Source organism: Jannaschia sp. R86511, assembly GCF_042466345.1.
Classification (GTDB): Bacteria; Actinomycetota; Actinomycetes; order Actinomycetales; family JBBAYJ01; genus Aquipuribacter.
Map to the genome: position 1 here is coordinate 3,101,103 of NZ_JAXHCD010000001.1, position 22,816 is coordinate 3,123,918.

A 22,816-nucleotide genomic window follows, 5' to 3' on the forward strand; every position below is an offset into this window, starting at 1 on the left:
CCGGGGACGGGTGGCCGCAGGATGGCGCCATGTCGTCGAACAGCTCGTCGAGCGGGTCCCTGGTCACCGCGGAGCGTCACGCGCTGGCGGACGCGCTGCTGGCCGCCGGCGCCGCCGCGCCCACGCTCTGCGAGGGCTGGGACGTGACGGACCTGGCCGTGCACCTGGTGGTGCGGGAGCGCCGCCCGGACGCCTCGCTGGGCCTGCTGCTGCCGCCGCTGGCCGGGCACACGGCCCGGGTGTCGGCCGGTCAGGCAGCGGCCGGGCTCGACGCCGTGGTGGAGCGGTTCCGCTCGGGGCCGCCGCCGTGGTCGCCGTTCGCGCTGCCCGGCGTCGAGGGCCTGGCCAACCTGGCCGAGTTCGTCGTGCACCACGAGGACGTCCGCCGAGCCGCCGGCGCCGGGCCGCGCCCGGACGTGCCCGAGCTGCAGGAGGCGGTCTGGCAGCGGCTGCCCGGCGTCGCGCTCATGACGCTGGCCCGCACCCGGGTGCCGGTCGTGGCCGTCCACGCCGACGGTCGCCGACGGGTGCTGTGGCGCGGCCCGCACCCGGTGGTGCTGACGGGTGAGCCGATCGAGCTGCTGCTGCTGCTGTTCGGTCGCCGCGCCGTCGCCCAGGTGGACGTCGGTGGACCGTCGCTGTCGGTCACCCGGTTCCGGGCGGCGTCCCAGGGGGTCTGACCCGGACCGGGTGCCCGGCGCTCGCCAGCGCGTCCTTCACGTCGCCGACGGTCATCGTCGCGAAGTGGAACACCGACGCGGCCAGCACGGCGTCGGCTCCGGCCTCGACCGCCGGGGCGAAGTGCTCGACGGCGCCGGCCCCGCCGGAGGCCACCAACGGCACCCCGACCACCGGGCGGACCGCGCGCAGCATCGTCAGGTCGAAGCCCGCCTCCGTGCCGTCGGCGTCCATCGAGTTGAGCAGGATCTCCCCCGCGCCGAGCTCGGCGCCCCGGGCGGCCCAGGCCACGGCGTCCAGGCCCGTGCCCGTGCGACCGCCGTGGGTGGTGACCTCCCAGCCGGACTCGGTCTCGGTGCCCGGCCCGCAGCGGCGGGCGTCCACGCTGAGCACGAGCACCTGGCTGCCGAACCGGTCGGCGATGTCGGCGATGAGCTCGGGCCGGGCCACGGCGGCGCTGTTCACGCCGACCTTGTCGGCCCCGGCGGCCAGCAGCCGCTGCACGTCGTCGGGGCTGCGGACCCCGCCTCCGACCGTCAGCGGGACGAAGACCTGCTCGGCCGTGGCGCGCACCACCTCCAGCGTGGTCTCGCGGCCCGCGGAGCTGGCGCTGACGTCGAGGAACGTGATCTCGTCGGCCCCGGCCGCGTCGTAGCGGCGGGCCAGCTCCACCGGGTCGCCGGCGTCGCGCAGGCCCTGGAAGTTGACGCCCTTGACGACGCGGCCCGCGTCGACGTCCAGGCAGGGGATGACACGGACGGCCAGGCTCACGCCGGTATCCTGGCAGGTCGGTACCGGGGCCGCGGGCGGGCCCCGACCGCACCCGTGCCCGCCCGGGCCCGTCGCCCGCAGCCACGACCCCCTGGAGGACGACCGCATGCCGGCAGCGCAGGACCCGCCCGGTCCGACGCCGCCGACCCCGTCGCCGCAGCCGGCCCCGCCGCGGGTGGCGCCGGGTGCGAGCGGTGGCTGGGGGCGCCGGCTGGCCCGCCGGCACCGCCGGCTCACGGTGCTGTCGGTCGTCGTGGTGACGCTGCTGGTGCTGGCCGCCGGCGCCGTGGTCGTCGGCCTGCTCGCCGAGCGCGAGGAGCCGACCGCCGCCTGCACGGGCGGCCCGACGGTCCGGGTCGTCGTCGACCCCACGCTGGCGCCGTCGCTGCAGCGGGTCGTCGACGAGGCCGAGGGCGACCTGCTGGTCACCGGGGTGTGCGCCCGGGTGGAGCTGACGGCGCGGGCGTCGTCGCAGGCGGCGGCCGACCTGGCGGCGGCCGGCGAGGACGCCGCCGGCGTCCACCTGTGGCTGCCGGACTCCTCGCTGTGGCTGGGTCGCGCGGCCCCCGGTGGCGGCCCGACCGCGGCGACGCCGGCCTCCCCCGCCCCGTCGGCCGCGACCTCCCCCGCGCCGGCGGCCGAGGCGTCGGGCGAGGCGTCGGTCGAGGCGTCGACCGCCCAGGCCCCGGAGACGTCGACCGGACCGTCCACCGCGGCGTCGACCCCGTCGTCGACCCCGACCGGGCCGTTCGCGCTCACCGCGCTGGGGTCGCTGGTCACCACCCCGGTGGTGCTGGCCGCCAGCCCCGAGGTGGCCACCCGTGCGGGCTGGACCGAGGCCCCGCCCAGCTGGGCCGTGGCCATGGCCGCCCCGCAGGGGCTCGCGCTGCCCGAGCTGTCCGGCAGCGCGGCCGGGCTGCAGGCCCTGGTCGCGCTGCGGTCGTCGCTGGCCGACCCGGACGAGGCCCGCGGTGCGCTGACCGCGGCCGCCCTCGCCGTGGAGCGCGGCCGGGTCGAGGACGGCGCGGCCGCCCTGGGCCTGGTGGTCGAGGGCGGCGGCGAGGCACCGCTGGCGCCCACGACCGAGCAGCAGGTGTTCGTCGGCAACCGCGGCGCCGCCACCACCTCGGTGGTGGCGGTCCAGCCCGCCGACGGGCTGACCAGCCTGGACTACCCCCTGGTCCGGCTCGACACCGCCGAGTCCGAGGCCGGGGTCGACGCCGCGGCCATCGAGGGCGTGGTCCGGCTGCTGGAGGGGGCGGGTCGCGACGCCGCGGTGGTCGACGGCTTCCGGCGTCCCGTCGAGGCCGCAGCACCCGCCGGCTCACCGACCGGCGCACCCACCGGGACCCCGGCCGTGGTGCCGGTGCCCACCGTGGCGGACGTGGACGGCCTGCTCGCCCGGCTGAGCGAGCTGAGCCGGCCGAGCCGGGTGCTGGCCGTGATCGACGCGTCGGCGTCCATGCGGGCCGTGACGGACAGCGGGGCCACGCGCGCCCAGATCGCCCAGGACGCGGCCACCGAGTCGCTGGCGCTGTTCCCCGACAGCGCAGCCATCGGGCTGTGGTTCTTCGCCGTGGGGATGGGCGAGGGCGGTGACGACTTCGTCGAGGTGGTCCCGGTCGCACCGCTGGACCCCGACGCCGGCGAGCAGCGCGAGGCCCTGGCCGACGGGGTCTCGACCCTGCCCGACCGGCTGACCCCGGGCGGCACGGGGCTGTACGACACGACCCTGGCGGCCGTGCGGGCGCTGCGGGAGGACTTCGACCCGGGGGCCTCCAACTCCGTCGTCCTGGTGACCGACGGCCGTGAGGAGGACCCGTCGGGCATCAGCCGGCAGGAGCTGCTCGACACCCTGGCCGCCGAGGCCGACCCCGACCGCCCCGTGCGCGTCGTCGCCATCGGGATCAGCGATGACGTGGACGCCGAGGAGCTGACGGCTGTCGCGGAGGCCACGGGCGGCGCGGCCTACCTGGCCGAGCGGCCCGAGGACTTCCGGATGGTGCTGTTCGACGCGCTGCGCCGCCGCTGACCCGGGCGCACGCCGGGGCGCCCGCCGGCCCGGGACTCACTCCAGGACGAGGATCAGGTCGCCGCCCTCGGTCTGCTGCACGTCGCCGACGGCGAGCCGGGCCACCGTGCCCGCCCGGGCGGCGGTGATGGCCGCCTCCATCTTCATGGCCTCGATGCTGGCCACGGTCTGCCCCGCCTCGACCTCGTCGCCCACGGCCACCCGCAGCGTGACCACGCCGGAGAACGGGGCCGCCACGTGCCGGTCGTTGCCGACCTCGGCCTGCTCGGTCGGCTTGGAGTCCACCTCGACCGACCGGTCGCGCACCTGCAGCGGACGCAGCTGGCCGTTGAGGGTGGCCAGCACGGTCCGCATGCCCTTGGCGTCGGCGTCGCCCACGGCCTCCAGCCCGGCGATCAGCTGGACCCCCCGGCCCAGCGAGATCGTGTGCTCGGTCCCGGCCTGCAGCCCGTACAGGTAGTCCAGCGTGTCCAGGACCGACACGTCGCCGTAGGCCTCGCGGACCTCCGCCAGCCGGGCGGTCGGGCCGGGGAACAGCAGCCGGTTGAGCGTGTCGCGGCGGACGGCGGGCTCGGCGTCGGCGGCCAGCGCGGCCTCGTCCGCCGCGCTCACCTCGGCGTCGCGCACCGGGGCCGTGCGCCCGGCCAGCGCCTTGCTGCGGAACGGCTCGGGCCAGCCGCCCGGGGGGTCGCCCAGCTCGCCGGACAGGAAGCCCACGACCGAGTCGGGGATGTCGTAGCGCGAGGGGTCCTCGGCGAAGGCCGCGGGGTCGGCGCCCACGGCCACCAGGTGCAGGGCGAGGTCGCCGACCACCTTGGAGCTGGGGGTCACCTTGACCAGCCGGCCCAGGATCCCGTCCGCGGCGGCGTACATGCGCTCCACCTGCTCGAACCGCTCCCCCAGGCCCAGCGCGATCGCCTGCTGGCGCAGGTTGGACAGCTGGCCGCCGGGGATCTCGTGGTCGTAGACCCGGCCGGTGGGGCTGGTCAGGCCCGACTCGAACGGCCGGTAGGTGCGGCGGACGACCTCCCAGTACGGCTCGAGGTCCTGGGCCGCCCGCAGCGACACCCCGGTGTCCAGCTCGGTGTGGGCGGTGGCGGCGACGAACGCCGACAGTGGCGGCTGGCTGGTGGTGCCGGCCATGGTCGCCGTGGCCACGTCGACGGCGTCGGCCCCCGCCTCCACCGCCGCCAGCAGCGTGGCCAGCTGGCCCCCGGCCGTGTCGTGGGTGTGCACGTGGACCGGCAGGTCGAAGCGGTCCCGCAGCGCCGTGACCAGCCGCCGGGCCGCGGCGGGACGCAGCAGACCGGCCATGTCCTTGATCGCGAGGACGTGCGCCCCGGCGTCGACGATCTGCTCCGCGAGCCTCAGGTAGTAGTCGAGGGTGTAGAGGTCCTCGGCCGGGTCGAGCAGGTCGCCGGTGTAGCAGAGCGCGACCTCGGCCACGGCGGTCCCGGTGGCCCGGACCGCGTCGACGGCCGGCCGCATCTGGGCCACGTCGTTGAGCGCGTCGAAGATCCGGAAGACGTCGATCCCGGTGCGGGTCGCCTCCTCGACGAAGGCCTCGGTGACCCTGGCGGGGTAGGGCGTGTAACCCACGGTGTTGCGCCCGCGCAGCAGCATCTGCAGGGCCAGGTTGGGCATGGCCTCGCGCAGCGCGGCCAGCCGGTCCCACGGGTCCTCCCCCAGGAACCGCAGCGCCACGTCGTAGGTCGCCCCGCCCCAGCACTCCACGCTCAGCAGCCCGGGCATGGTGCGGGCCACGTGCGGGGCGACGGCCAGCAGGTCGGTGGTGCGGACCCGCGTGGCCAGCAACGACTGGTGGGCGTCCCGGAACGTGGTGTCGGTCAGCATCGGCACGGGCGAGCGACGCAGGTCGGCGGCGAAGCCCTCCGGCCCCAGCTCGAGCAGGCGCTGCCGCGAGCCGGGCGCGGGCGGGGCCGACAGGTCCGTCGGGGGCAGCTTGAGGCTCGCGGGCAGCTCGACGGGCGACTCGCCGTGCGGCCGGTTGACGGTGACGTCGGCCAGGTAGGTGAGCAGCCGCGTGCCCCGGTCCGCCCCGGGGCTGGCGGTGACCAGGTGCGGGCGCTGGTCGATGAACGAGGTCGTGAACGCCCCGGCCTGGAAGTCGGGGTCGGCCAGCATGGCCTGCAGGAACGGGATGTTGGTCGCCACCCCGCGGATCCGGAACTCGGCCAGGGCCCGGCGGGCGCGGGCCACCGCGGTGGCGAAGTCGCGTCCCCGGCACACCAGCTTGGTCAGCATGGAGTCGAAGTGCGGGCTGATCTCGGCCCCGGCGTAGGCCGTGCCCCCGTCCAGCCGGATGCCCGCGCCGCCGGGGTTGCGGTAGGTGGTGATGCGGCCGACGTCCGGCCGGAAGCCGTTGGCCGGGTCCTCGGTCGTGATGCGGCACTGGATGGCCGCCCCGTTGACCCGCAGCCGGTCCTGCGTCAGCCCCAGGTCGGCCAGCCGGGCACCGGAGGCGATGAGCAGCTGGGAGGTGACCAGGTCGACGTCGGTGACCTCCTCGGTGATGGTGTGCTCGACCTGGATGCGGGGGTTCATCTCGATGAACACGTGCTCCCCGGCCCGCTCGCCCTCGGTGGCCACCAGGAACTCCACCGTGCCGGCGTTGCGGTAGCCGATGGCGCGGGCGAAGGCCACGGCGTCGCGGTGCAGCGCGTCGCGGGTGGCCGGGTCGAGGTCGGGGGCGGGCGCGACCTCGATGACCTTCTGGTGCCGGCGCTGGATCGAGCAGTCCCGCTCGAACAGGTGCACCACCTCGCCGTCGGCGTCGGCCAGCACCTGCACCTCGATGTGGCGGGGGCTCAGGACGGCGCGCTCGACGAACACCCGGGCGTCGCCGAAGGCCCCCTCGGCCTCCCGCATGGCCGCGGCCAGCGCCTCGGGCAGGGCCCCGGCGTCGTCGACGCGGCGCATGCCCCGCCCGCCGCCGCCGGCGACGGCCTTGACGAAGACGGGGAAGCCGACCTGCTCGGCCCCGGCCAGCAGGGTCTCGGGGTCGTCGGAGGGCTCGGTGGACTCGAGCACCGGCAGCCCGGCGCGCCTCGCCGCGGCGATCGCGGTGACCTTGTTGCCGGCCATCTCCAGCACGGCCGCCGACGGCCCGACGAACGTGATGCCGGCCGCCTCGCACGCGGTGGCCAGCTCCGGGTTCTCCGACAGGAACCCGTAGCCCGGGTACACGGCGTCCGCGCCGCACTCCTGCGCCACCCGGATCACCTCGGCCACGTCGAGGTAGGCGCGCACGGGCGAGCCCCGCTCGCCGATCAGGTACGCCTCGTCGGCCTTGATCCGGTGCACGCCGTTGCGGTCCTCCCACGGGAACACCGCCACGGTGCGCGCCCCCAGCTCGGTGGCGGCGCGGAAGGCGCGGACGGCGATCTCGCCGCGGTTGGCGACCAGGACCTTCTGGAACAACGTGACCCCCGGGGCAGGCGGCGACCGTGCGGACGCGGCGAGGCTATCGGGCGGCTGCCCCACCGGGTCGCGGCGGCCTCAGCGCGTCGCGGCGGCCAGGGCCCGGTCGAGGTCCGCCAGCACGTCCTCGACGTCCTCCAGCCCGACCGACACCCTGACCACGCCGTCGGTGATGCCCTGCGCGCGCCGCACGCTGCCGGACAGCGCCCGGTGGGTGGTGGTGGCGGGGTGGCAGGCCAGCGAGCGGGTGTCGCCCAGGTTGTTGGAGATGTCGACCAGCTCGAGGGCGTCGAGGAACGCGAAGGCGGCGCGGCGGGCACCGGCCGGGCTGCCGTCGCCGGCCAGCTCGAGGGCCAGGACGGTCCCGCCGCCGCTCATCTGGGCCCGGGCCAGGTCGTGCTGCGGGTGCGAGGCCAGGAACGGGTGGCGGACGGCGGCGACGCCCGGCCGGCCCTCGAGCCACCGGGCGCAGCGCAGCGCCGCCTCGGAGCTGTGCCGCACCCGCAGCGGCATCGTCTCCAGGCCCTTGAGCAGGGTCCAGGCGTTGAACGGGCTGAGCGTGGGGCCGGTGTGACGGACCAGGTGCCCGATCTCGCCGTCGACCAGGTCGGCCGGCCCCAGCACCGCGCCGCCCAGCACCCGGCCCTGCCCGTCCATGTGCTTGGTGGCGGAGTAGACGACCACGTCGGCGCCCAGGCCGAGCGGCCGGCACAGCACCGGCGAGGCCAGCACGTTGTCCACGACCACCACGGCGCCGGCCGCGTGGGCCAGCTCCGCCACGGCGGCGACGTCGACCAGGTCGAGCATGGGGTTGGACGGTGACTCCAGGAAGACCGCCTGTGCCGGGGTGGCCAGCGCCTGCGCCCAGGCGTCCAGGTCGGTGCCGTCGACCAGCTCGGTCCGCACGCCCCAGCGGGGCAGCACCTCGGTGACCACGACCGCGCAGGAGCCGAACATGGCCCGCGAGGCCACGAGCCGGTCGCCGGCGGCGAGCAGCCCGCCCAGCGCGGCGAAGACCGCGGCCATGCCGCTGGCGGTGCCCAGGCAGGCCTCGGCCCCCTCGAGCAGGCGCAGCCGCTCGGTGAAGGCCTCGACGGTGGGGTTGCCGTAGCGGGAGTACACGTAGCGGTCGTTGTCGCCCAGGAACGCGTCCTCGGCCTGCTCGGCGTCGTCGAACACGAACCCCGACGTCAGGTGGACGGGTTCGGAGGTCTCCCCCGCCGGGCTGCGTCGCAGCCCGCCCCGCACCGCGGTCGTGTCCGGGCCGGGCCCCGCCCCGCGCCCGCCCGTCGTCCCGGCCCCGCCCGTCGTGCCGCTCTCCCCCCGGCCCCCCGCCACGGCTCAGCCGTCCTGGTCCACCAGCCGGGCCGGGAAGCCGCCGGTGGCCACCGGGCCCCAGCGGCTCGGCGTCACCCGCAGCAGGCACTTGCCCTGCTCCAGCATGGCCGCGCGGTACTCGTCCCAGTCCGGGTGCTCCCGGCCGAAGGACCGGAAGTAGTCGACCAGCGGCTCCAGCGCCTCGGGCAGGTCGAGCACCTCGCACTCGCCGTCGACCTGGACGTAGGGACCGTCCCAGTCGTCGGACAGCACGACCAGCGTGACCCGGGGGTCCCGGCGGGCGTTGTGCACCTTGGCCCGCTCCGGGTAGGTGGAGATGACGAAGCGACCCTGCTCGTCCACGCCGCAGGACACCGGGGAGGCCTGCGGGCTGCCGTCCGCGCGGTGGGTGATCAGCACGACGTGGTGCCGGTCACGGCAGAACGCCAGCAGCTCGTCCCGCTCGGGGCGACGGGCCGTCGCCGCGGTGCGGCTCACTGCTCGGCCCAGACGGCCGAGGCGTCACCGGTCAGGTCGAACGTGGCCCCGATGACGACGACCCCGCCGCCCACCTCGGCCTCCGGGACGTCCAGGCACCAGCTGACCGGCGTGCTGGCCCCGGGCTCGACGTCGGCCAGGGCCACGGCCTGGCCCTCGAACGAGGCGTCGCAGGTGAACTCGTCGTACTCGGTGCCCGACGCCGCCTGGTAGGCGGTGTTGAGCCCGAAGTAGACGCTCTGGGCGTCGGCGGAGGTGTTCGTGACCTCGGCGGTCACCACCACGTACTGCCCGTCCGGCTCGCCGTTGCCCTGCGCGACGAGGACGTCGGTGGCGTCCAGGTCGACCCCGGTCACGGTCACCTCGAACTCGCCGACCTCGGCCGTGCCCCCCAGCGGCAGGGCCGTGGCCGGGTCGACCGGCGCGTCGGAGGGCAGCAGGTCCTCCAGCTGCTCCGTCAGCTCGTCCAGGCCCGCGGGCCCGCTGGCTCCCGGCGACGGGACCGACAGTCCCTCCTCCAGCTGCTCGAGCTCCTCGATGAACGCGGGGTCGTCCAGGCCCGGGGTCACCACGCGCTCCCACCACGCCCCGAAGGCCACCACGGCGACGACGATGCCGGCCGCGACCAGGCTCAGCACGACCGAGACCACGATGCCGGCGATGGCCAGCCCGCGCCCCCGGCGCCGGCCGTCACGGGTGCGGGCGACGCCGACGATGCTGAGGACCAGACCGACGGGCGCCAGCAGGAACGCCAGGACCAGGCCCAGCACGGACACCACGTCCGTACCGGGGCCGGGGTCGGGGCGCACCCCGGTGCCCTGCCCGTAGCCCTGCCCGTACCCCTGCCCGTAGCCCTGGGGCGGGGGGCCGTACGGGTCGGCCCCGGGCGGCGGGCCGCCCTGCCCGGGTGGCGGGCCGCCCTGACCCGGCGGCGGGCCGTACGGCCCCTGGGGCGGCGGACCGTACGGACCCGGGGGCGGCGGGGGCGGGGCGGGCGGCTGGGACATGCTCGAACGCTAGCGCGCGGCCACGGGCTCGCGGTCGCCCCGTCCGGGGTGGGTGCCGGCCGCCGTCCCCGTCCCGGTCGCCGGCTCCGCGCCCGTCTCGGCCGGCTCCTCGCCGAACGCGCTGACCGGGGGGCAGGCGCAGACCAGGTTGCGGTCCCCCCAGGCGCCGTCGACCCGGTTGACGGGCGGCCAGTACTTGCCCCGGGTCGTGCCCGCCGGGTACACCCCGAGCCGGCGCTCGTAGGGCCGCTCCCAGTCACCGACCAGGTCCTCGGCCGTGTGGGGGGCGTGGCGCAGCGGCGAGGTGGCGACGTCCCACTCGCCGGACTCGACCCGGGCCACCTCGGCCCGGATCTCGATCATCGCGTCGCAGAACCGGTCCAGCTCGGCCTGGTCCTCGCTCTCGGTGGGCTCGACCATGAGCGTGCCCGCCACGGGCCAGCTCATGGTCGGGGCGTGGAAGCCGTGGTCGATGAGCCGCTTGGCGATGTCGTCCACCGTCACCCCGGCGCTCTTGAGCACCGGCCGGACGTCGAGGATGCACTCGTGGGCCACCGTGCCGTTGCGGCCGGTGTAGAGGACGTCCCAGTGCCCGCGCAGCCGTCCGGCCACGTAGTTGGCCGCCGCGATGGCGCGGGTGGTCGCCTCCGTCAGGCCCTCGGCCCCCATCATCCGCACGTAGGTCCAGGGGATGGTGAGGATGCCGGCCGAGCCGTACGGCGCCCCCGACACCGGCCCGACGGGGTTGTCGGCCAGCGTGGGCTCCAGCGGGTGCCCGGGCAGGAACCCGGCCAGGTGGGCGCGCACCCCGATCGGGCCCACGCCGGGCCCGCCGCCGCCGTGCGGGATGCAGAACGTCTTGTGCAGGTTGAGGTGGCTGACGTCCGCGCCGAACCGGCCCGGCCGGGCCAGGCCGACCAGGGCGTTCAGGTTGGCCCCGTCCAGGTACACCTGCCCGCCCGCCGCGTGCACCTCGTCGCAGATCTCGGTGACGGTCTCCTCGAACACCCCGTGGGTGGACGGGTAGGTGATCATCAACGCCGCGAGCCGGTCGCCGTGGGTCGCGATCTTGGCGCGCAGGTCGTCGACGTCGACGTTGCCGGCCTCGTCGCAGGCCACGACCTGCACCCGCATGCCCGCCATCACGGCGCTGGCGGCATTGGTGCCGTGGGCGCTGGACGGGATCAGGCAGACGTCGCGCTCGTGGTGGCCCTGGGCGCGGTGGTAGCCGCGGATCGCCAGCAGGCCCGCGAGCTCGCCCTGGGCGCCGGAGTTCGGCTGCATGCTGACCGCGTCGTAGCCGGTGACCTCGGCCAGCCAGCGCTCCAGGTCCGCGACCACCTGCCGGGTGCCGGCGGCCTGCTCGGCCGGGGCGAACGGGTGCAGGTCCGCGAACTCCGACCAGGTGACGGACTCCATCTCGGTCGTCGCGTTGAGCTTCATGGTGCAGGAGCCGAGCGGGATCATGCCCCGGTCCAGGGCGAAGTCCGCGTCGGCCAGGCGGCGCAGGTAGCGCAGCAGGCCGGTCTCGGAGCGGTAGCGGTGGAACACCTCGTTGGTGCAGAAGGCGCTGGTGCGGGCCAAGGCGCCCTCGACCGGGGTGGCCACGACCTCGACCGGCAGGTCGGCGGTGCTGCCCGACACCGTGGCCAGCGCGGCGACCACGGCGTCCACGTGCCCCTGGCGGGTCGTCTCGTCGGTGCTGACCCCCACGTGCGTGGCGTCGACCCGGCGCAGGTTCACGCCCCGGGACAGCGCCTCGGCCACGACGGCGTCGGCGTCGGCCACCTGCAGGGTGACGGTGTCGAAGAACTGCGTCGTCACGACCGTTACCCCTATCGAGGCCGCGGCCGCCGCCACGGCGCCCGCGTGGTCGTGGGCGTGGGCCGCGATCCGACGCAGCCCGTCCGGGCCGTGCCACACCGCGTACATCCCGGCCATCACGGCCAGCAGCACCTGCGCGGTGCAGATGTTGGACGTGGCCTTCTCGCGCCGGATGTGCTGCTCACGGGTCTGCAGGGCCAGGCGCAGCGCCGGGTTGCCGGAGGCGTCCTTGCTGACCCCGACCAGGCGGCCGGGCAGCAGACGCTGCAGCCCGTCCCGCACGGCCATGTAACCCGCGTGCGGGCCGCCGTAGCCCATCGGGACCCCGAAGCGCTGCATGGACCCGACGACGACGTCGGCGCCCCACTCCCCCGGCGGGGTGAGCAGGGTCAGCGCCAGCGGGTCGGTGGCGACCGCGACCCGGCCCCCGGCCGCCACGACGGCCCCGGTGACCGCGCGCAGGTCACGGACCTGGCCGGAGGCACCGGGGTACTGCAGCAGGGCGCCGTACACCGCGCGGTCCCCCAGGGCGCGGGTGACGAGGTCGCCCGACGGTTCACCGCCGTCGCCCAGGTCGAGGTCCACCAGGTCGATGCCCAGCGGCTCGGCGCGGGTGGCCAGCACGGCCCGGGTCTGCGGCAGGACGTCGGTGTCGACGAGGAACACCGCGTCGTCGGCGGCCTTGGCGGCCCGACGCAGCAGGGTCATCGCCTCGGCCGCGGCCGTCGGCTCGTCGAGCAGGCTGGCGTTGGCCACGTCGAGACCGGTCAGGTCCGTGACCAGGGTCTGGAAGGTCAGCAGCGCCTCGAGCCGGCCCTGGCTGATCTCCGGCTGGTAGGGCGTGTAGGCGGTGTACCAGGCCGGGTCCTGCAGCACGTTGCGCCGGACCACCGGCGGGGTGACGGTGCCGTGGTAGCCCAGGCCGATCATGGGCTGGACCACCCGGTTGCGGGCCGCGACGGCGCGCAGCTCGGCCAGCGCGTCCTCCTCGTCCAGCGGGGCCGGCAGGTCCAGCGGCTCCTGCTGCCGGATGCCGGCGGGCACCGTGGCCGCGACCAGCTCGCTCAGCGAGTCGAAGCCGGTCGCCCGGGCGAAGGCCTCCGGGTCCGGCACGTGACCGAGGTGCCGGTCCGGGAAGGCCGTGCGCGGGCTCGGGCTGGGCGTGCTGGGGCTGGGCGTGCTGGGGGTGGTGGGCACGTGGCTCCTCGGCGTCCGTGAGCCCGCACCGGGCTCGTCACATCGGACCCCGACAGTCGGGGCGGACCCCTCCTGCGTGCCTGTGCCCTGCGGTCCTGGTGCCTGAGAGGTTCCGGGGAGGTTGCCCCTTCGGCGCCGACGCGGTGGTTCGAGGACAGTCACGACGGACTCTCCCGCAGGGTGTGTGCAGCGTGGGCCAGGCTATCAGCCGGGTAGCGTCGGGGCCGTGATCGTGCTGAGCGTGGGGAGCCTCAAGGGTGGCGTCGGCAAGACCACCGTGACCCTGGGTCTGGCCTCGGCCGCGCTGGCGCGGGGGGTGCCGACGCTCGTGGTCGACCTGGACCCTCAGGCCGACGCGACCACCGGGCTGGACGTGGCCGCCCGCCGGGACTCGACCGTCGCCGACGTGCTGGCCAACCCGCGCCGCGGCGAGCTGGCCAAGGCCATCGCGCCGTCCGGCTGGGCCGGGGACCAGCCCGGCGTGCTGGACGTGATGCTGGGCTCGGAGGCCAGCACCGACCACGACTACGCGACCCGGCCGCGGGCCATGCGCTCGCTGGCCACGGCGCTGGCCAAGGTCCCCTGGTACGACCTGGTGCTGGTGGACTGCCCGCCGTCGCTGGGCGGGCTCACCCGGACCGGCCTGGTGGCCAGCGACCGGGCCCTCGTGGTCAGCGAGCCGGCGATCTTCTCGGTGGCCGCGGCCGACCGGGCGCTGCGGGCCATCGACGCGCTGCGGCAGAGCGACGCCCCGGACCTGATGCCGCTGGGGATCCTGGTCAACCGGTTCCGGGAGCGCTCGCCGGAGCACCGCTACCGGCTGGAGGAGATGACGAGCCTGTTCGGCCCGCTCGTGCTGCGCCCGCCGCTGCCCGACCGCTCGGCGGTGCAGCAGTCGCAGGGCGCGACGACCCCGGTGCACCGCTGGCACGGCCACGGCGGCAGCGAGCTGGCGGCCGCGTTCGACCTGCACCTGGACCGGGTGCTGCGCGCGGGCACCACCCGGCGCCGCACCCGCTGAGGGCGGGCGGGGCTCAGCCGGCCTCGCGCGCGGCCCGGCGGCGGGCGAGCTCGTCGCCCGGCACGGGGACGGTCTCCTCGTCGCGCTCGGCGGGCAGCTCGGCCAGGGTGCCCTCGACCTCGCGCCAGACCCGGCCCACGGCGATGCCGAACACGCCCTGCCCGCCCTGGACCAGGTCGATGACCTCGTCGGCCGAGGTGCACTCGTAGACGCTGGCGCCGTCGGAGATCAGGGTGATGTTGGCGAGGTCCTCGACGCCGCGGCTGCGCAGCACGTGGGTGGCGGTCCGGATCTGCTGCAGCGAGACGCCGGTGTCCAGGAGCCGCTTGACGATCTTGAGCACGAGGATGTCGCGGAAGCCGTACAGCCGCTGGCTGCCGGAGCCGCTGGCGCCGCGCACGGCGGGCTCGACCAGACCGGTGCGGGCCCAGTAGTCGAGCTGGCGGTAGGTGATGCCCGCGGCCCGCGCCGCGACCGGGCCGCGGTACCCGGCGGACTCGTCCAGGTCGGGCAGGCCGTCGGAGAAGAGCATGCCCTGGTCGCGGTCGGAGCCGGTCACGGAGACGGCGCCCGCTCGTGCGGCGGCGCCGTCTACCTCGTGGTGTGCCATGCCGGGCTCCTCTCGCGCGGGACGGCCGGGCACTGAGGTGCCCGGTACCGCTCCGTCACCTGCGACGGTAGGGATCGCCCGCCCAAGGGTCAACCACCACTGGAGGGTTTGGGCGGCGTGTCGTCGCCGTCGGGTCCGTCGGGGCCTTCGGCGTCGTCCTCGGACAGCTCGTTCTCGAGCTCGTCGAGCTCGTCCATCAGGTCGGCCCCGGTCGACCGGCCCTCGTCGAAGGCGAAGTCCTCCGGGTTGACGTTGTCGAGGAACTCGCGCAGGCGCTCCACCTCCACCTCGCCCTCGTCCTCGTCGGGGACGGGCACGCCGACCTCGTCCAGGACGTCCTCGGCCCCGACGATGCGGCAGCCCGCCCGCAGGGCCAGGGCGACGGCGTCGGAGGTCCGCGAGCCGACCGTGGTGCCGCCGTCCAGCAGCAGCTCGGCGTAGAAGATGTTGTCGCGGTAGGCGGTGATCCGGACCTCCTCCAGCGTGCGACCGAGGGCGGTCAGCACGTCCAGGAGCAGGTCGTGGGTCTGCGGGCGGGGCGGTACCAGGCCCTGCTGGGCGAAGGCGATGGCGCTGGCCTCGGCCGCCCCGATCCAGACCGGCAGGTACCGGTGGCCCTCGCGCTCGCGCAGGAGCACGATCGGGTTGTTGGAGGGCGTCTCCACCCGGATGCCGACCACGTCAAGCTCACGCACGACGCTCACGCTACCCCCGAGCCGGCCGCGCGGCCGTCCCCAGGGCCACCGGCGGGCGAGTCAGCGGCGGGCGCGAGGCGGGTCAGCGCCGGGCGAGCGAGCCCGCGACCAGCGCGGCGTGCAGACGCAGGCAGGACGCCGCGACCTCGCGGGCGGTGTCGGCGACCTCGCCGGCCGCCCCCGACCGGCCCGAGCGGCCCGACCGGCGCAGCGGCGCCACGACCTGCTCGACCAGGTCGACCTCCTTGTCCGCCGCGGTCCGGAACGAGCGCAGGTGGCGCGCCTGCACCCCGTGCGCGGCCAGAGCAGCAGCGGCGCGCACCACCTCGACGTCGTCGGGGCTGAACCAGCCGTCCGCGGCGGGCCGGACCAGGCCGTGGCTGAGCAGGTCGGCGACCAGGGCCGGGTCGGCCTCGGCGGCCCGGGCCAGCGACTCGACGTCGGACGCGCCCTCCACGGGGCCGGAGCCGGGCTCGAGCACCCGGACGAACGGGCCGGGGCGCCCCGTGGGCGACGGCTGCGGCCCGGGGCCCTCACCGTCCAGCTGCTCCCGGATCACGCGCAGCGGCAGGAAGTGGTCGCGCTGCAGCGTGAGCACGTGGCGCAGCCGGTCCACGTGACGGTGCGAGAACTTGCGGTAGCCCGACGGGGTGCGGTCGGGCTCGACCAGACCCTGCTCCTCCAGGAAGCGGATCTTGGAGATGGTGACGTCCGGGAACTCCTCGCGCAGCACGGCGAGGACCTCGCCGATGGTCAGGCCGGACGGCCGGGGACGGCCCGCCAGAGCCGGGCTGCTCACGCCCCGGAGCCCTCACCGTCCGCCGCGACCAGCTGCTGGCGGGACGGGTGGTAGACCAGCCGGTACTTGCCGATCTGGACCTCGTCCCCGGCGTTCAGCACGGCGGACTCGATGCGCTGCCGGTTGACGTAGGTGCCGTTCAGGCTGCCGACGTCGACCACCCGGTAGCCCTCGCCCACGCGGCCGAACTCGGCGTGACGCCGGGAGACCGTGACGTCGTCGAGGAAGATGTCGCTGTCGGCGGCCCGCCCCGCGGTCGTCCGCTCGGAGTCCAGCAGGAACCGGGCGCCGGCGTTGGGGCCGCGCTGCACGACGAGCAGGGCGGAACCCTGCGGCAGCGCCTCGACGGCGCGCTGGTCGTCCCGTGTCAGCCCGCTCGCGGGGTCGGTGTCCGTGGCCTGCGCGTACGTGATGGTCGTGTCCACGCCCTGGCCAGGGGTCACCGGGATCGCAGCCGTGCCGCGCTGGCGGGGTGCGTCCGGGGTCTCCGTCATCGGTTCTCCTCCTCGGTTCCCACCAGCGTAGTGGTCACCCTCATGCTCAGGTAGACGTGCAGACGATCGGGGCCGGAGCTCACCCGTCCGTCAGCGCCCGGTAGGCCGCCGCGTCGTGCAGGGCGTCCACCGCCCCGTCGTCGTCGGGCCGGACCTCGAACATCCAGCCCTCACCGTACGGGTCGCCGTTGACGGTCTCCGGGGCGGCCTCCAGGCCGTCGTTGCGGGCCGTGACCGTGCCGCTCACCGGGGCGAACAGCTCGCTCACCGACTTGGTCGACTCGACCTCGCCGCACGCCTGGCCGGCGACGACCACGGCGCCCGCCTCGGGCAGCTCGACGAACACGATGTCGCCCAGGGCGTCCTGGGCGTAGTCGGTGATGCCGATGCGCACCGAGCCGTCCTCGCCCCGACGCAGCCACTCGTGCTCGTCCGTGTACCGCAGCCCGTCAGGCACGTCCACCGGTCTCACCGCTTCCTTCAGTTCGGGTTGGCCGTCCGTCCCGGGTGCCGAGCGATGACGCCGCGCGAGCAGCCGGTCACTGTTCGGGCTGGGCCGGGCGAGCGTACTCAGGGGGTGCGGCGACCCGCAACGCGTCGACCAAGACGTTCTCCAGCTCGGTGACCGTCACGGCGTCGCCGAAGCGCTCCAGCCGGGGCACCACCCCGCCGGGGATGCGCAGCGCGGGCTCCATGACGTCGGGGTCGCCGATGGCCCGGATGGTGAAGGGCGAGGCGACCACCGTGCCGTCCACGGCGATCCCGCTGCGGTCCGGGGCGTCGACGAAGGACGTGCTGGCCACCACCCGGACGTCGCCGATCTGGATGGCCTCCGCCCCGGCGTCGCGCAGCTCCTGGACGGTGTCGAGCATGAACGCGTCGGTGACGGTCCGCTCCCCCTGGTCGCGGATGACGACCGTGATCCCCGGGCCCTGCGCCGCCGCGGTCCCGGCCAGGATCGAGTAGACGGCGAGCCGCTCGCGGGCCGCCCGCTCGGCCTCGGCGCTGGCGTCGGAGCTGGTCAGCAGGGCCTGCCGCTGCTCCTGCAGCTCGGCGGCCTCGTCCTCCAGCCGCTGCCGGCGCTCGCTCACGCCGTCCAGCAGCCGGACCAGCTCGGTCTCGCGCAGCGTGGACAGGCCCGCCTCGGAGGTCTGCCGGGCCTGGGTGACCACGGCGAAGCCCAGCAGGAACAGCAGCACCGCGGCCAGCACCTGGAAGCGGCCCGGCCGACGGCCCACGCCGTTGCGGAGCCGGCGCCAGGCCGACGTCCGGTCGACGGTGTCCGGGTGGTAGGTCATCGCGGCACGACCGTCGCTCGGCGGGTCACGTCAGGACCCCAGCAGGTGCCGCCGGATGGCCGCGGCGTTGGAGAAGATGCGGATGCCCAGGACGACGACCACGCCGGTGCTCAGCTGCGCGCCGACGCCCAGCTGGTCGCCCAGGAACACGACGAACGCGGCGATGACGACGTTGAACACCAGCGACACCACGAACACGCGGTCGTCGAAGATGCCCTCGATGACCGCGCGGAAGCCGCCGAACAGCGCGTCCAGCGCCGCGACGATGGCGATGGGCAGGTAGGGCTGCAGCGCGGGCGGGACGGTCGGCTCCAGGAACACGCCGACGGCGACGCCGAGCAGCAGGCCGATGATCGCGATCACGTCTGTCCAGCCTCCTCCGGCGGCGTCTGCGGGGCGTCCTCCCCGACCGGGCCGTCCACCCCCTGCGCGTGGCGCAGCGTCAGCCTGGACGCCGCCGGGAGCTCGAGGTCCTCGGCGACCTCCACCGACACGGAGATACCGTAGCTGTCGCGCAGGAACGCGGCCCACTGCCCCGCCGACCCGGTGCGTGCCTCGTCCTCCAGCGTGCCGGGGTCGCCGACCGCCGTGATGGTGTACGGCCGGGCCAGCTGACGCAGGTCCACGACGATGGCGTCGCCGGCGTGCCGGATCGTGCTCAGCGAGGTGAGCCGCTGGTGGTTGACCGCGACCCCCTCGGCCCCGGCGGACCACAGGCCGTTGACGACGGTCTGCACGTCGACGTCGCGGACCCGGCCGTCGTCGGCGATCTGGCTCGGCTCCTCGACGCCGTCGCTGGGGGCGTCGTCCAGCACCACCACGACCCCGTCGCCGACCACCGGCACGGCCCCGGTCACCACGGCCAGGCGCTCGGTGTCCGCCAGCAGCGTGGTGGCACCCTCACCGATGGCTGCGGCCTGGTCGGCCTCGATCTGCAGGCGCAGCTCCGCGTTGGCCTCCGCCACCTCGTCGGCCAGGGCGGTGCGTCGCTCGATCTCCGCCTCCAGGACGGCGCGGTCCTGCGCCTGCAGCGGCCCGGAGCGCAGCTGGGCCACCGCCGCGCCGGCGACCAGGCCCAGCACGACGCCGGCCACGACGACCGAGGTGGTGACGTCCCAGCGCCGGCCGACCCGTCGGCGCCGGGGGGACCCACCGTCGCCCTCCGGGCCGGGCGGCGCCGCGCGGCGGCGGGCCGCCGCCTCGTACCCGGGGTCCAGCGGCCGCTGCATGATGTCGGTCAGCAGCGACGAGGACGAGAAGACCGACCTAGGCACCGGTCACCGCCGTCGTGGGGTCCTCGCCCCGGCGGACCCGGCCGACGAGCACCCAGGTCTGGCGCAGGTAGCCGACGGCGGCCCAGTAGTACAGCGCCACGCCCCACAGCAGGACGGCCCAGGCCAGCGGGCGGACGACCACCGCGACCGGCTCGGCGGTCTGCGCCAGCAGCAGCAGCGGCAGCGCCACCAGCAGGGCGAACGTCGCGGTCTTGCCCACCAGGTGCGGCGGCAGGGACGACAGCCCGTGGCGGCGCAGCACGAGCACGTTCAGGGTCAGCACCAGGTCGCGGCCGACGATGGCCCCGACCAGCCACCACGGCAGCACCTCGCGCCAGCCCAGGCCCAGCAGGGCCACCGTGACGTACAGCCGGTCCGCGGCCGGGTCCAGCAGCTGCCCGAGCCGCGTGACCTGGTCCCAGCGGCGGGCCAGGACGCCGTCGACGTAGTCGCTGACCCCGGCCACCAGCAGGACCACCAGGGCCGCCGCGTCCTGCCCGGTCAGGATGAGGACCGCGAACAGGGGCACGCACAGCAGCCGGGCGAGGCTGATGCCGTTGGGGATGGTGAGCACCCGGTCGCTGACGGCGGTGGTCGTGGCGGCCTCCCCTGGCTACGGGCCCGAGCCGGTCGACCGGCTCCGGTCGACCGGGCCTGTCGACCCTGTCGGGACGGCGGGATTCGAACCCACGACCCCTTGACCCCCAGTCAAGTGCGCTACCAAGCTGCGCCACGTCCCGGTCGGCCGCGTTCCCGCGACCGCCGGGCGGAATCGTATCGCAGCCTCAGGTGCGCTTCCGACGCTCCCGCGCCCGGACGGTCACCTCGATGGGCGTGCCCTCGAAACCGAACTCCTCGCGCAGCCGCCGCTCGACGAACCGGCGGTAGCCCGCCTCCAGGAACCCGGTCGTGAACAGCACGAACGTGGGCGGGCGGACCCCCGCCTGGGTGGCGTACAGGATGCGGGGCTGCTTGCCCCCGCGCACCGGGTGCGGGTGCGCGGCGACGATCTCCGCGATCAGCGCGTTCAGCCGGCCCGTCGGTACCCGGGACTCCCAGGACGCCAGCGCACGGTCCATGGCCGGCACCAGCCGGTCCAGGTGGCGTCCGGTGCGGGCGGACAGGTTGACCCGGGGGGCCCACGGCACCTGCACCAGCTCGGTCTCCAGCTCGCGCTCCAGGTAGCGGCGGCGCTCGTCGTCGACCAGGTCCCACTTGTTGATCGCCAGCACCACCGCGCGGCCGGCGTCGACGGCGTTCTGGACCACGCGGACGTCCTGCTCGCTGAGGATCTCGGAGGCGTCGACCAGGACCACGGCGACCTCGGCCCGCTCGATGGCGGCCTGGGTGCGCAGCCCGGCGTAGAAGTCGGCCCCGACGCTGCTGCGGTGCTTGCGGCGGATGCCGGCGGTGTCCACGACCCGCCAGGTGCGCCCGCCGAGCTCGACCATCTCGTCGACCGGGTCGCGCGTGGTGCCGGCGACGGAGTCGACGACGACGCGCTCGCTGCCCACCAGCGCGTTGAGCAGGCTGGACTTGCCGACGTTGGGCCGGCCGACCAGGGCGACGCGACGCACGGCGGAGGACTCCGCGGTGGCTGCGGTCCGCTCGGGCAGGACCTCCAGGACCGCGTCGAGCATGTCGCCGCTGCCGCGCCCGTGCAGGGCGGACACCGGGTAGGGCTGGCCCAGGCCCAGGGACCACAGGGCGGTCGCGTCGGCCTCGCCGCGGGCGTCGTCGACCTTGTTGGCCACCAGGACGACGGGCTTGCCCGCCCGGCGCAGCATCTTCACGACCGCCTCGTCGACGGCCGTGGCGCCCACGGTGCCGTCGACCACGAAGACCACGGCGTCGGCCAGCCCGACGGCGACCTCGGCCTGCTCCGCGACCTGCGCGGCCAGGCCCTCGACGCGGGCGTCCCAGCCGCCGGTGTCCACCAGGGTGAAGCTGCGCCCGGCCCAGTCGACCGGGTAGCTGACCCGGTCGCGGGTGACGCCGGGGACGTCCTGGACCACGGCCTCGCGCCGGCCGAGGATGCGGTTGACCAGCGTCGACTTGCCGACGTTGGGCCGGCCGACGACGGCGACGACCGGACGGACGTCCTCGTGCTCGAGGTCGCCGTCGGCCAGGTCGCCGCCCAGGACCGCCAGGTCCTCCTCGGCCAGGTCGTAGTCGGCGAGCTGGCTGCGCAGGACGCGCTCCGCGGCCTCGTCGGGCACGCCCGTCCCGGCCTCGGGGGTCGAGGGCTCGTCGTGGTCCCCGCCGCCGGCCGCGTCGAGGGGCTGGTCGAGGGTCTGGTCGTCGGTGGTGCCGTCGGTTCCGGTCACGGTGTGCTGCCTGCCTGTCCTGGGTCCTGGTTCGGGGTGGTGGTGCCGGGGTCGTCCGGCAGCGGCTCACCGGTCAGCGCGACCGCGGCCTCGACGTGCTGGCCCAGCCGGACCCGCACCTGCTCGGCCGCCATGGCCAGGGCCTGCTTGCCCGGTACGCCGTCGGGCCGCAGCAGCTGGAACGGCTCGCCGTGGACCACCCGCAGCCGCCGGCGCAACCGGGGCAGCCCGCCCGACCTCTCACCGGTGCGACGGGTGCCGAGCACCGCGACGGGCACCACGGGGGCGCCGGACTGCAGCGCGATCCACGCGATGCCGGTCCGCACCGCCGCCACGTCGCCGCGGCCCCGCGAGCCCTCGGGGAAGATGCCGGCCACGCCGCCGTCGCGCAGCACGGCCACCGCGGAGACCAGCGCCGCCCGGTCGCCGCCGGAGCGGTCGACGGGGATCTGGCCGACCTGGTGCAGCACCCAGCCGAAGAAGCCGCGGAACATCTCCTTCTTGACCAGGAAGTGCGCGCCGCGACGCCAGTTGCTGGAGTACACGAGCGGGCCGTCGAGGACGCTGACGTGGTTGACCGCCAGCAGCACGGGGCCGGTGGCGACGTGCTCGAGGCCCCTCACGTCGGTCCGCCAGATGACGTGCGCGACCAGGAAGCCCACGATGCGGCCCCACCACCGGCCCGGGGCGGTCGGGGCGGTCGGGCTGGCCGGGGCGGTCGCGGCGGCGCTCACGTGCGCTCCCCCGCCAGCGCCCCGACGGCGCGCTGCCGGGCGGAGACCACGAGGCGGAGCACGACGGCGACCGTCTGCTCGAGGTCCAGCTCGGAGGAGTCCAGCTCCAGCACCCCGTCGGCGGCGGTCCGGAAGGACGTGACGAGCGAGTCCGCCGCGTCACGACCGAGGACGGCCTCGCGCACGTCGACCTCGGTCCGGGGCCCGTCCGTGCCGCTGCCGGCCTCACCCGTGGCCGGCTCGCCCAGCTGCAGGGCCCGGCGGCGGACCCGGGCGTCGGGGTCGGCGGTCAGCAGGATCCGGACGTCGGCGTCGGGGGCGACGACCGTGGTGATGTCGCGGCCCTCGGCGATGCAGCCGTGCGGCGCGGCGACCATGGCCGCCCGCTGGGCCAGGCGCAGCTCCTCGCGCACGGCCGGGTGCGAGGCGAAGCGCGAGACTGCGGCCGTCACCGCGGCGCCCCGGATGTCGGCCGTGACGTCGGTGCCGTCGACCCGGACCAGGGCGGAGTCCGGGTCGGTACCCACCTCGACGTCGGCCGCGCGGACGACGGCGGCGCTGGCCTCGGGGTCGGCCACGTCGACGCCGTCGCGCAGGGCCGCCCAGCAGTACGCCCGGTACATCGCCCCGGTGTCGAGGTAGGCCAGCCCGGTGCGGCGGGCGACCTCGCGCGAGACCGACGACTTGCCCGACCCGGAGGGGCCGTCGACGGCCACGAGGACCCGGGCGGACGGCTCGGACCGGGACGGCACAGGCACGGAGGGGCTCCCGGGAGGTCGGTGGCGGCGGGCGGGCCCTG

General features: G+C 75.8%; 21 protein-coding genes, 1 tRNA gene and 1 riboswitch. Of the genes, 3 read left to right on the plus strand and 19 right to left on the minus strand.

Features of this window, described 5'->3' with window-relative positions; genetic code table 11:
• Positions 1–29 precede the first annotated feature (29 nt).
• A complete protein-coding gene (locus SJY06_RS14560) occupies positions 30–680 on the plus strand; it encodes a TIGR03085 family metal-binding protein (protein WP_380168260.1) in 651 nt (216 codons plus the stop codon).
• On the opposite strand, the gene hisF is transcribed toward SJY06_RS14560, so the two are convergent.
• Entirely contained in the window at positions 646–1,449 is an 804-nt protein-coding gene (gene hisF / locus SJY06_RS14565; RefSeq protein WP_380168261.1) for an imidazole glycerol phosphate synthase subunit HisF, read from the minus strand. The genes SJY06_RS14560 and hisF overlap by 35 nt on opposite strands.
• A 106-nt stretch (positions 1,450–1,555) precedes the next feature.
• Here hisF and SJY06_RS14570 point away from each other — a divergent pair, with 106 nt between their 5' ends.
• Entirely contained in the window at positions 1,556–3,481 is a 1,926-nt protein-coding gene (locus tag SJY06_RS14570; RefSeq protein ID WP_380168262.1) for a VWA domain-containing protein, read from the plus strand.
• Positions 3,482–3,517: 36 nt separating this feature from the next.
• Here SJY06_RS14570 and SJY06_RS14575 read toward each other — a convergent pair whose 3' ends face one another.
• The 5 genes from SJY06_RS14575 to gcvP all read right to left on the minus strand — a co-directional run bounded on the left by SJY06_RS14575 (position 3,518) and on the right by gcvP (position 12,765).
• Positions 3,518–6,922 (minus strand): pyruvate carboxylase, encoded by a 3,405-nt coding sequence (locus SJY06_RS14575; protein ID WP_380168263.1) that lies wholly within the window; start codon positions 6,920–6,922, stop codon positions 3,518–3,520.
• 78 nt (positions 6,923–7,000) lie between these two features.
• Complete coding sequence (locus SJY06_RS14580) at positions 7,001–8,260, minus strand: O-succinylhomoserine sulfhydrylase (RefSeq protein ID WP_380168264.1); 1,260 nt, start codon at positions 8,258–8,260, stop codon at positions 7,001–7,003.
• 3 nt (positions 8,261–8,263) lie between these two features.
• Complete coding sequence (locus tag SJY06_RS14585; protein ID WP_380168265.1) at positions 8,264–8,737, minus strand: PPOX class F420-dependent oxidoreductase; 474 nt, start codon at positions 8,735–8,737, stop codon at positions 8,264–8,266.
• On the minus strand, positions 8,734–9,744 hold the full coding sequence (locus tag SJY06_RS14590; RefSeq protein ID WP_380168266.1) for a hypothetical protein: 1,011 nt from the start codon (positions 9,742–9,744) through the stop codon (positions 8,734–8,736). Before SJY06_RS14590 ends, SJY06_RS14585 begins: the two co-directional genes overlap by 4 nt.
• A gap of 9 nt (positions 9,745–9,753) precedes the next feature.
• Positions 9,754–12,765, minus strand: a complete 3,012-nt coding sequence (gcvP, locus tag SJY06_RS14595) for an aminomethyl-transferring glycine dehydrogenase (RefSeq protein WP_380168267.1) — start codon at positions 12,763–12,765, stop codon at positions 9,754–9,756.
• Between the two features lie 80 nt (positions 12,766–12,845).
• Positions 12,846–12,951: riboswitch (glycine riboswitch) on the minus strand.
• Positions 12,952–12,991: 40 nt separating this feature from the next.
• Between gcvP and SJY06_RS14600 the strand changes: the two genes are divergently transcribed.
• On the plus strand, positions 12,992–13,786 hold the full coding sequence (locus tag SJY06_RS14600; RefSeq protein ID WP_380168268.1) for a ParA family protein: 795 nt from the start codon (positions 12,992–12,994) through the stop codon (positions 13,784–13,786).
• A gap of 13 nt (positions 13,787–13,799) precedes the next feature.
• Here SJY06_RS14600 and SJY06_RS14605 read toward each other — a convergent pair whose 3' ends face one another.
• From SJY06_RS14605 to cmk, 13 genes are all read right to left on the minus strand, one after another.
• Entirely contained in the window at positions 13,800–14,396 is a 597-nt protein-coding gene (locus tag SJY06_RS14605; protein ID WP_380168269.1) for a MerR family transcriptional regulator, read from the minus strand.
• 89 nt (positions 14,397–14,485) lie between these two features.
• On the minus strand, positions 14,486–15,091 hold the full coding sequence (locus SJY06_RS14610; RefSeq protein ID WP_380168270.1) for a bifunctional nuclease family protein: 606 nt from the start codon (positions 15,089–15,091) through the stop codon (positions 14,486–14,488).
• Positions 15,092–15,173: 82 nt separating this feature from the next.
• The gene (locus tag SJY06_RS14615) at positions 15,174–15,890 is read right to left on the minus strand and encodes a MerR family transcriptional regulator (RefSeq protein ID WP_380168271.1); all 717 of its coding nucleotides are present in this window, start codon (positions 15,888–15,890) and stop codon (positions 15,174–15,176) included.
• A complete protein-coding gene (locus tag SJY06_RS14620; RefSeq protein WP_380168272.1) occupies positions 15,887–16,384 on the minus strand; it encodes an FHA domain-containing protein in 498 nt (165 codons plus the stop codon). Before SJY06_RS14620 ends, SJY06_RS14615 begins: the two co-directional genes overlap by 4 nt.
• Before the next feature lie 79 nt (positions 16,385–16,463).
• Positions 16,464–16,847, minus strand: a complete 384-nt coding sequence (gene gcvH / locus SJY06_RS14625; RefSeq protein ID WP_380168273.1) for a glycine cleavage system protein GcvH — start codon at positions 16,845–16,847, stop codon at positions 16,464–16,466.
• Positions 16,848–16,923: 76 nt separating this feature from the next.
• Positions 16,924–17,682, minus strand: a complete 759-nt coding sequence (locus SJY06_RS14630) for a DUF881 domain-containing protein (protein WP_380168274.1) — start codon at positions 17,680–17,682, stop codon at positions 16,924–16,926.
• Between the two features lie 30 nt (positions 17,683–17,712).
• The gene (locus SJY06_RS14635) at positions 17,713–18,045 is read right to left on the minus strand and encodes a small basic family protein (RefSeq protein WP_380168275.1); all 333 of its coding nucleotides are present in this window, start codon (positions 18,043–18,045) and stop codon (positions 17,713–17,715) included.
• Entirely contained in the window at positions 18,042–18,956 is a 915-nt protein-coding gene (locus tag SJY06_RS14640) for a DUF881 domain-containing protein (RefSeq protein WP_380168276.1), read from the minus strand. The genes SJY06_RS14635 and SJY06_RS14640 overlap by 4 nt, the downstream gene beginning before the upstream one ends.
• A complete protein-coding gene (locus SJY06_RS14645; protein WP_380168277.1) occupies positions 18,949–19,530 on the minus strand; it encodes a CDP-alcohol phosphatidyltransferase family protein in 582 nt (193 codons plus the stop codon). Before SJY06_RS14645 ends, SJY06_RS14640 begins: the two co-directional genes overlap by 8 nt.
• A 92-nt stretch (positions 19,531–19,622) precedes the next feature.
• A tRNA-Pro gene (locus SJY06_RS14650) sits at positions 19,623–19,696 on the minus strand.
• Between the two features lie 45 nt (positions 19,697–19,741).
• Positions 19,742–21,283, minus strand: coding sequence for a ribosome biogenesis GTPase Der (der, locus tag SJY06_RS14655; RefSeq protein ID WP_380168278.1), 1,542 nt, complete (start codon positions 21,281–21,283; stop codon positions 19,742–19,744).
• Positions 21,280–22,017, minus strand: a complete 738-nt coding sequence (locus SJY06_RS14660) for a lysophospholipid acyltransferase family protein (protein WP_380168279.1) — start codon at positions 22,015–22,017, stop codon at positions 21,280–21,282. The genes der and SJY06_RS14660 overlap by 4 nt, the downstream gene beginning before the upstream one ends.
• Positions 22,014–22,775, minus strand: a complete 762-nt coding sequence (gene cmk / locus SJY06_RS14665) for a (d)CMP kinase (RefSeq protein WP_380168280.1) — start codon at positions 22,773–22,775, stop codon at positions 22,014–22,016. The genes SJY06_RS14660 and cmk overlap by 4 nt, the downstream gene beginning before the upstream one ends.
• Positions 22,776–22,816 lie beyond the last annotated feature (41 nt).

Coding starts and splice junctions, on each gene's coding strand:
- SJY06_RS14630 (WP_380168274.1), bottom strand. CDS start 17,682: ATGACCTACCACCCGGACACCGTCGACCGGACGTCGGCCTGGCGCCGG.
- SJY06_RS14605 (WP_380168269.1), bottom strand. CDS start 14,396: ATGGCACACCACGAGGTAGACGGCGCCGCCGCACGAGCGGGCGCCGTC.
- SJY06_RS14620 (WP_380168272.1), bottom strand. CDS start 16,384: ATGACGGAGACCCCGGACGCACCCCGCCAGCGCGGCACGGCTGCGATC.
- SJY06_RS14560 (WP_380168260.1), top strand. CDS start 30: ATGTCGTCGAACAGCTCGTCGAGCGGGTCCCTGGTCACCGCGGAGCGT.
- SJY06_RS14570 (WP_380168262.1), top strand. CDS start 1,556: ATGCCGGCAGCGCAGGACCCGCCCGGTCCGACGCCGCCGACCCCGTCG.
- SJY06_RS14590 (WP_380168266.1), bottom strand. CDS start 9,744: ATGTCCCAGCCGCCCGCCCCGCCCCCGCCGCCCCCGGGTCCGTACGGT.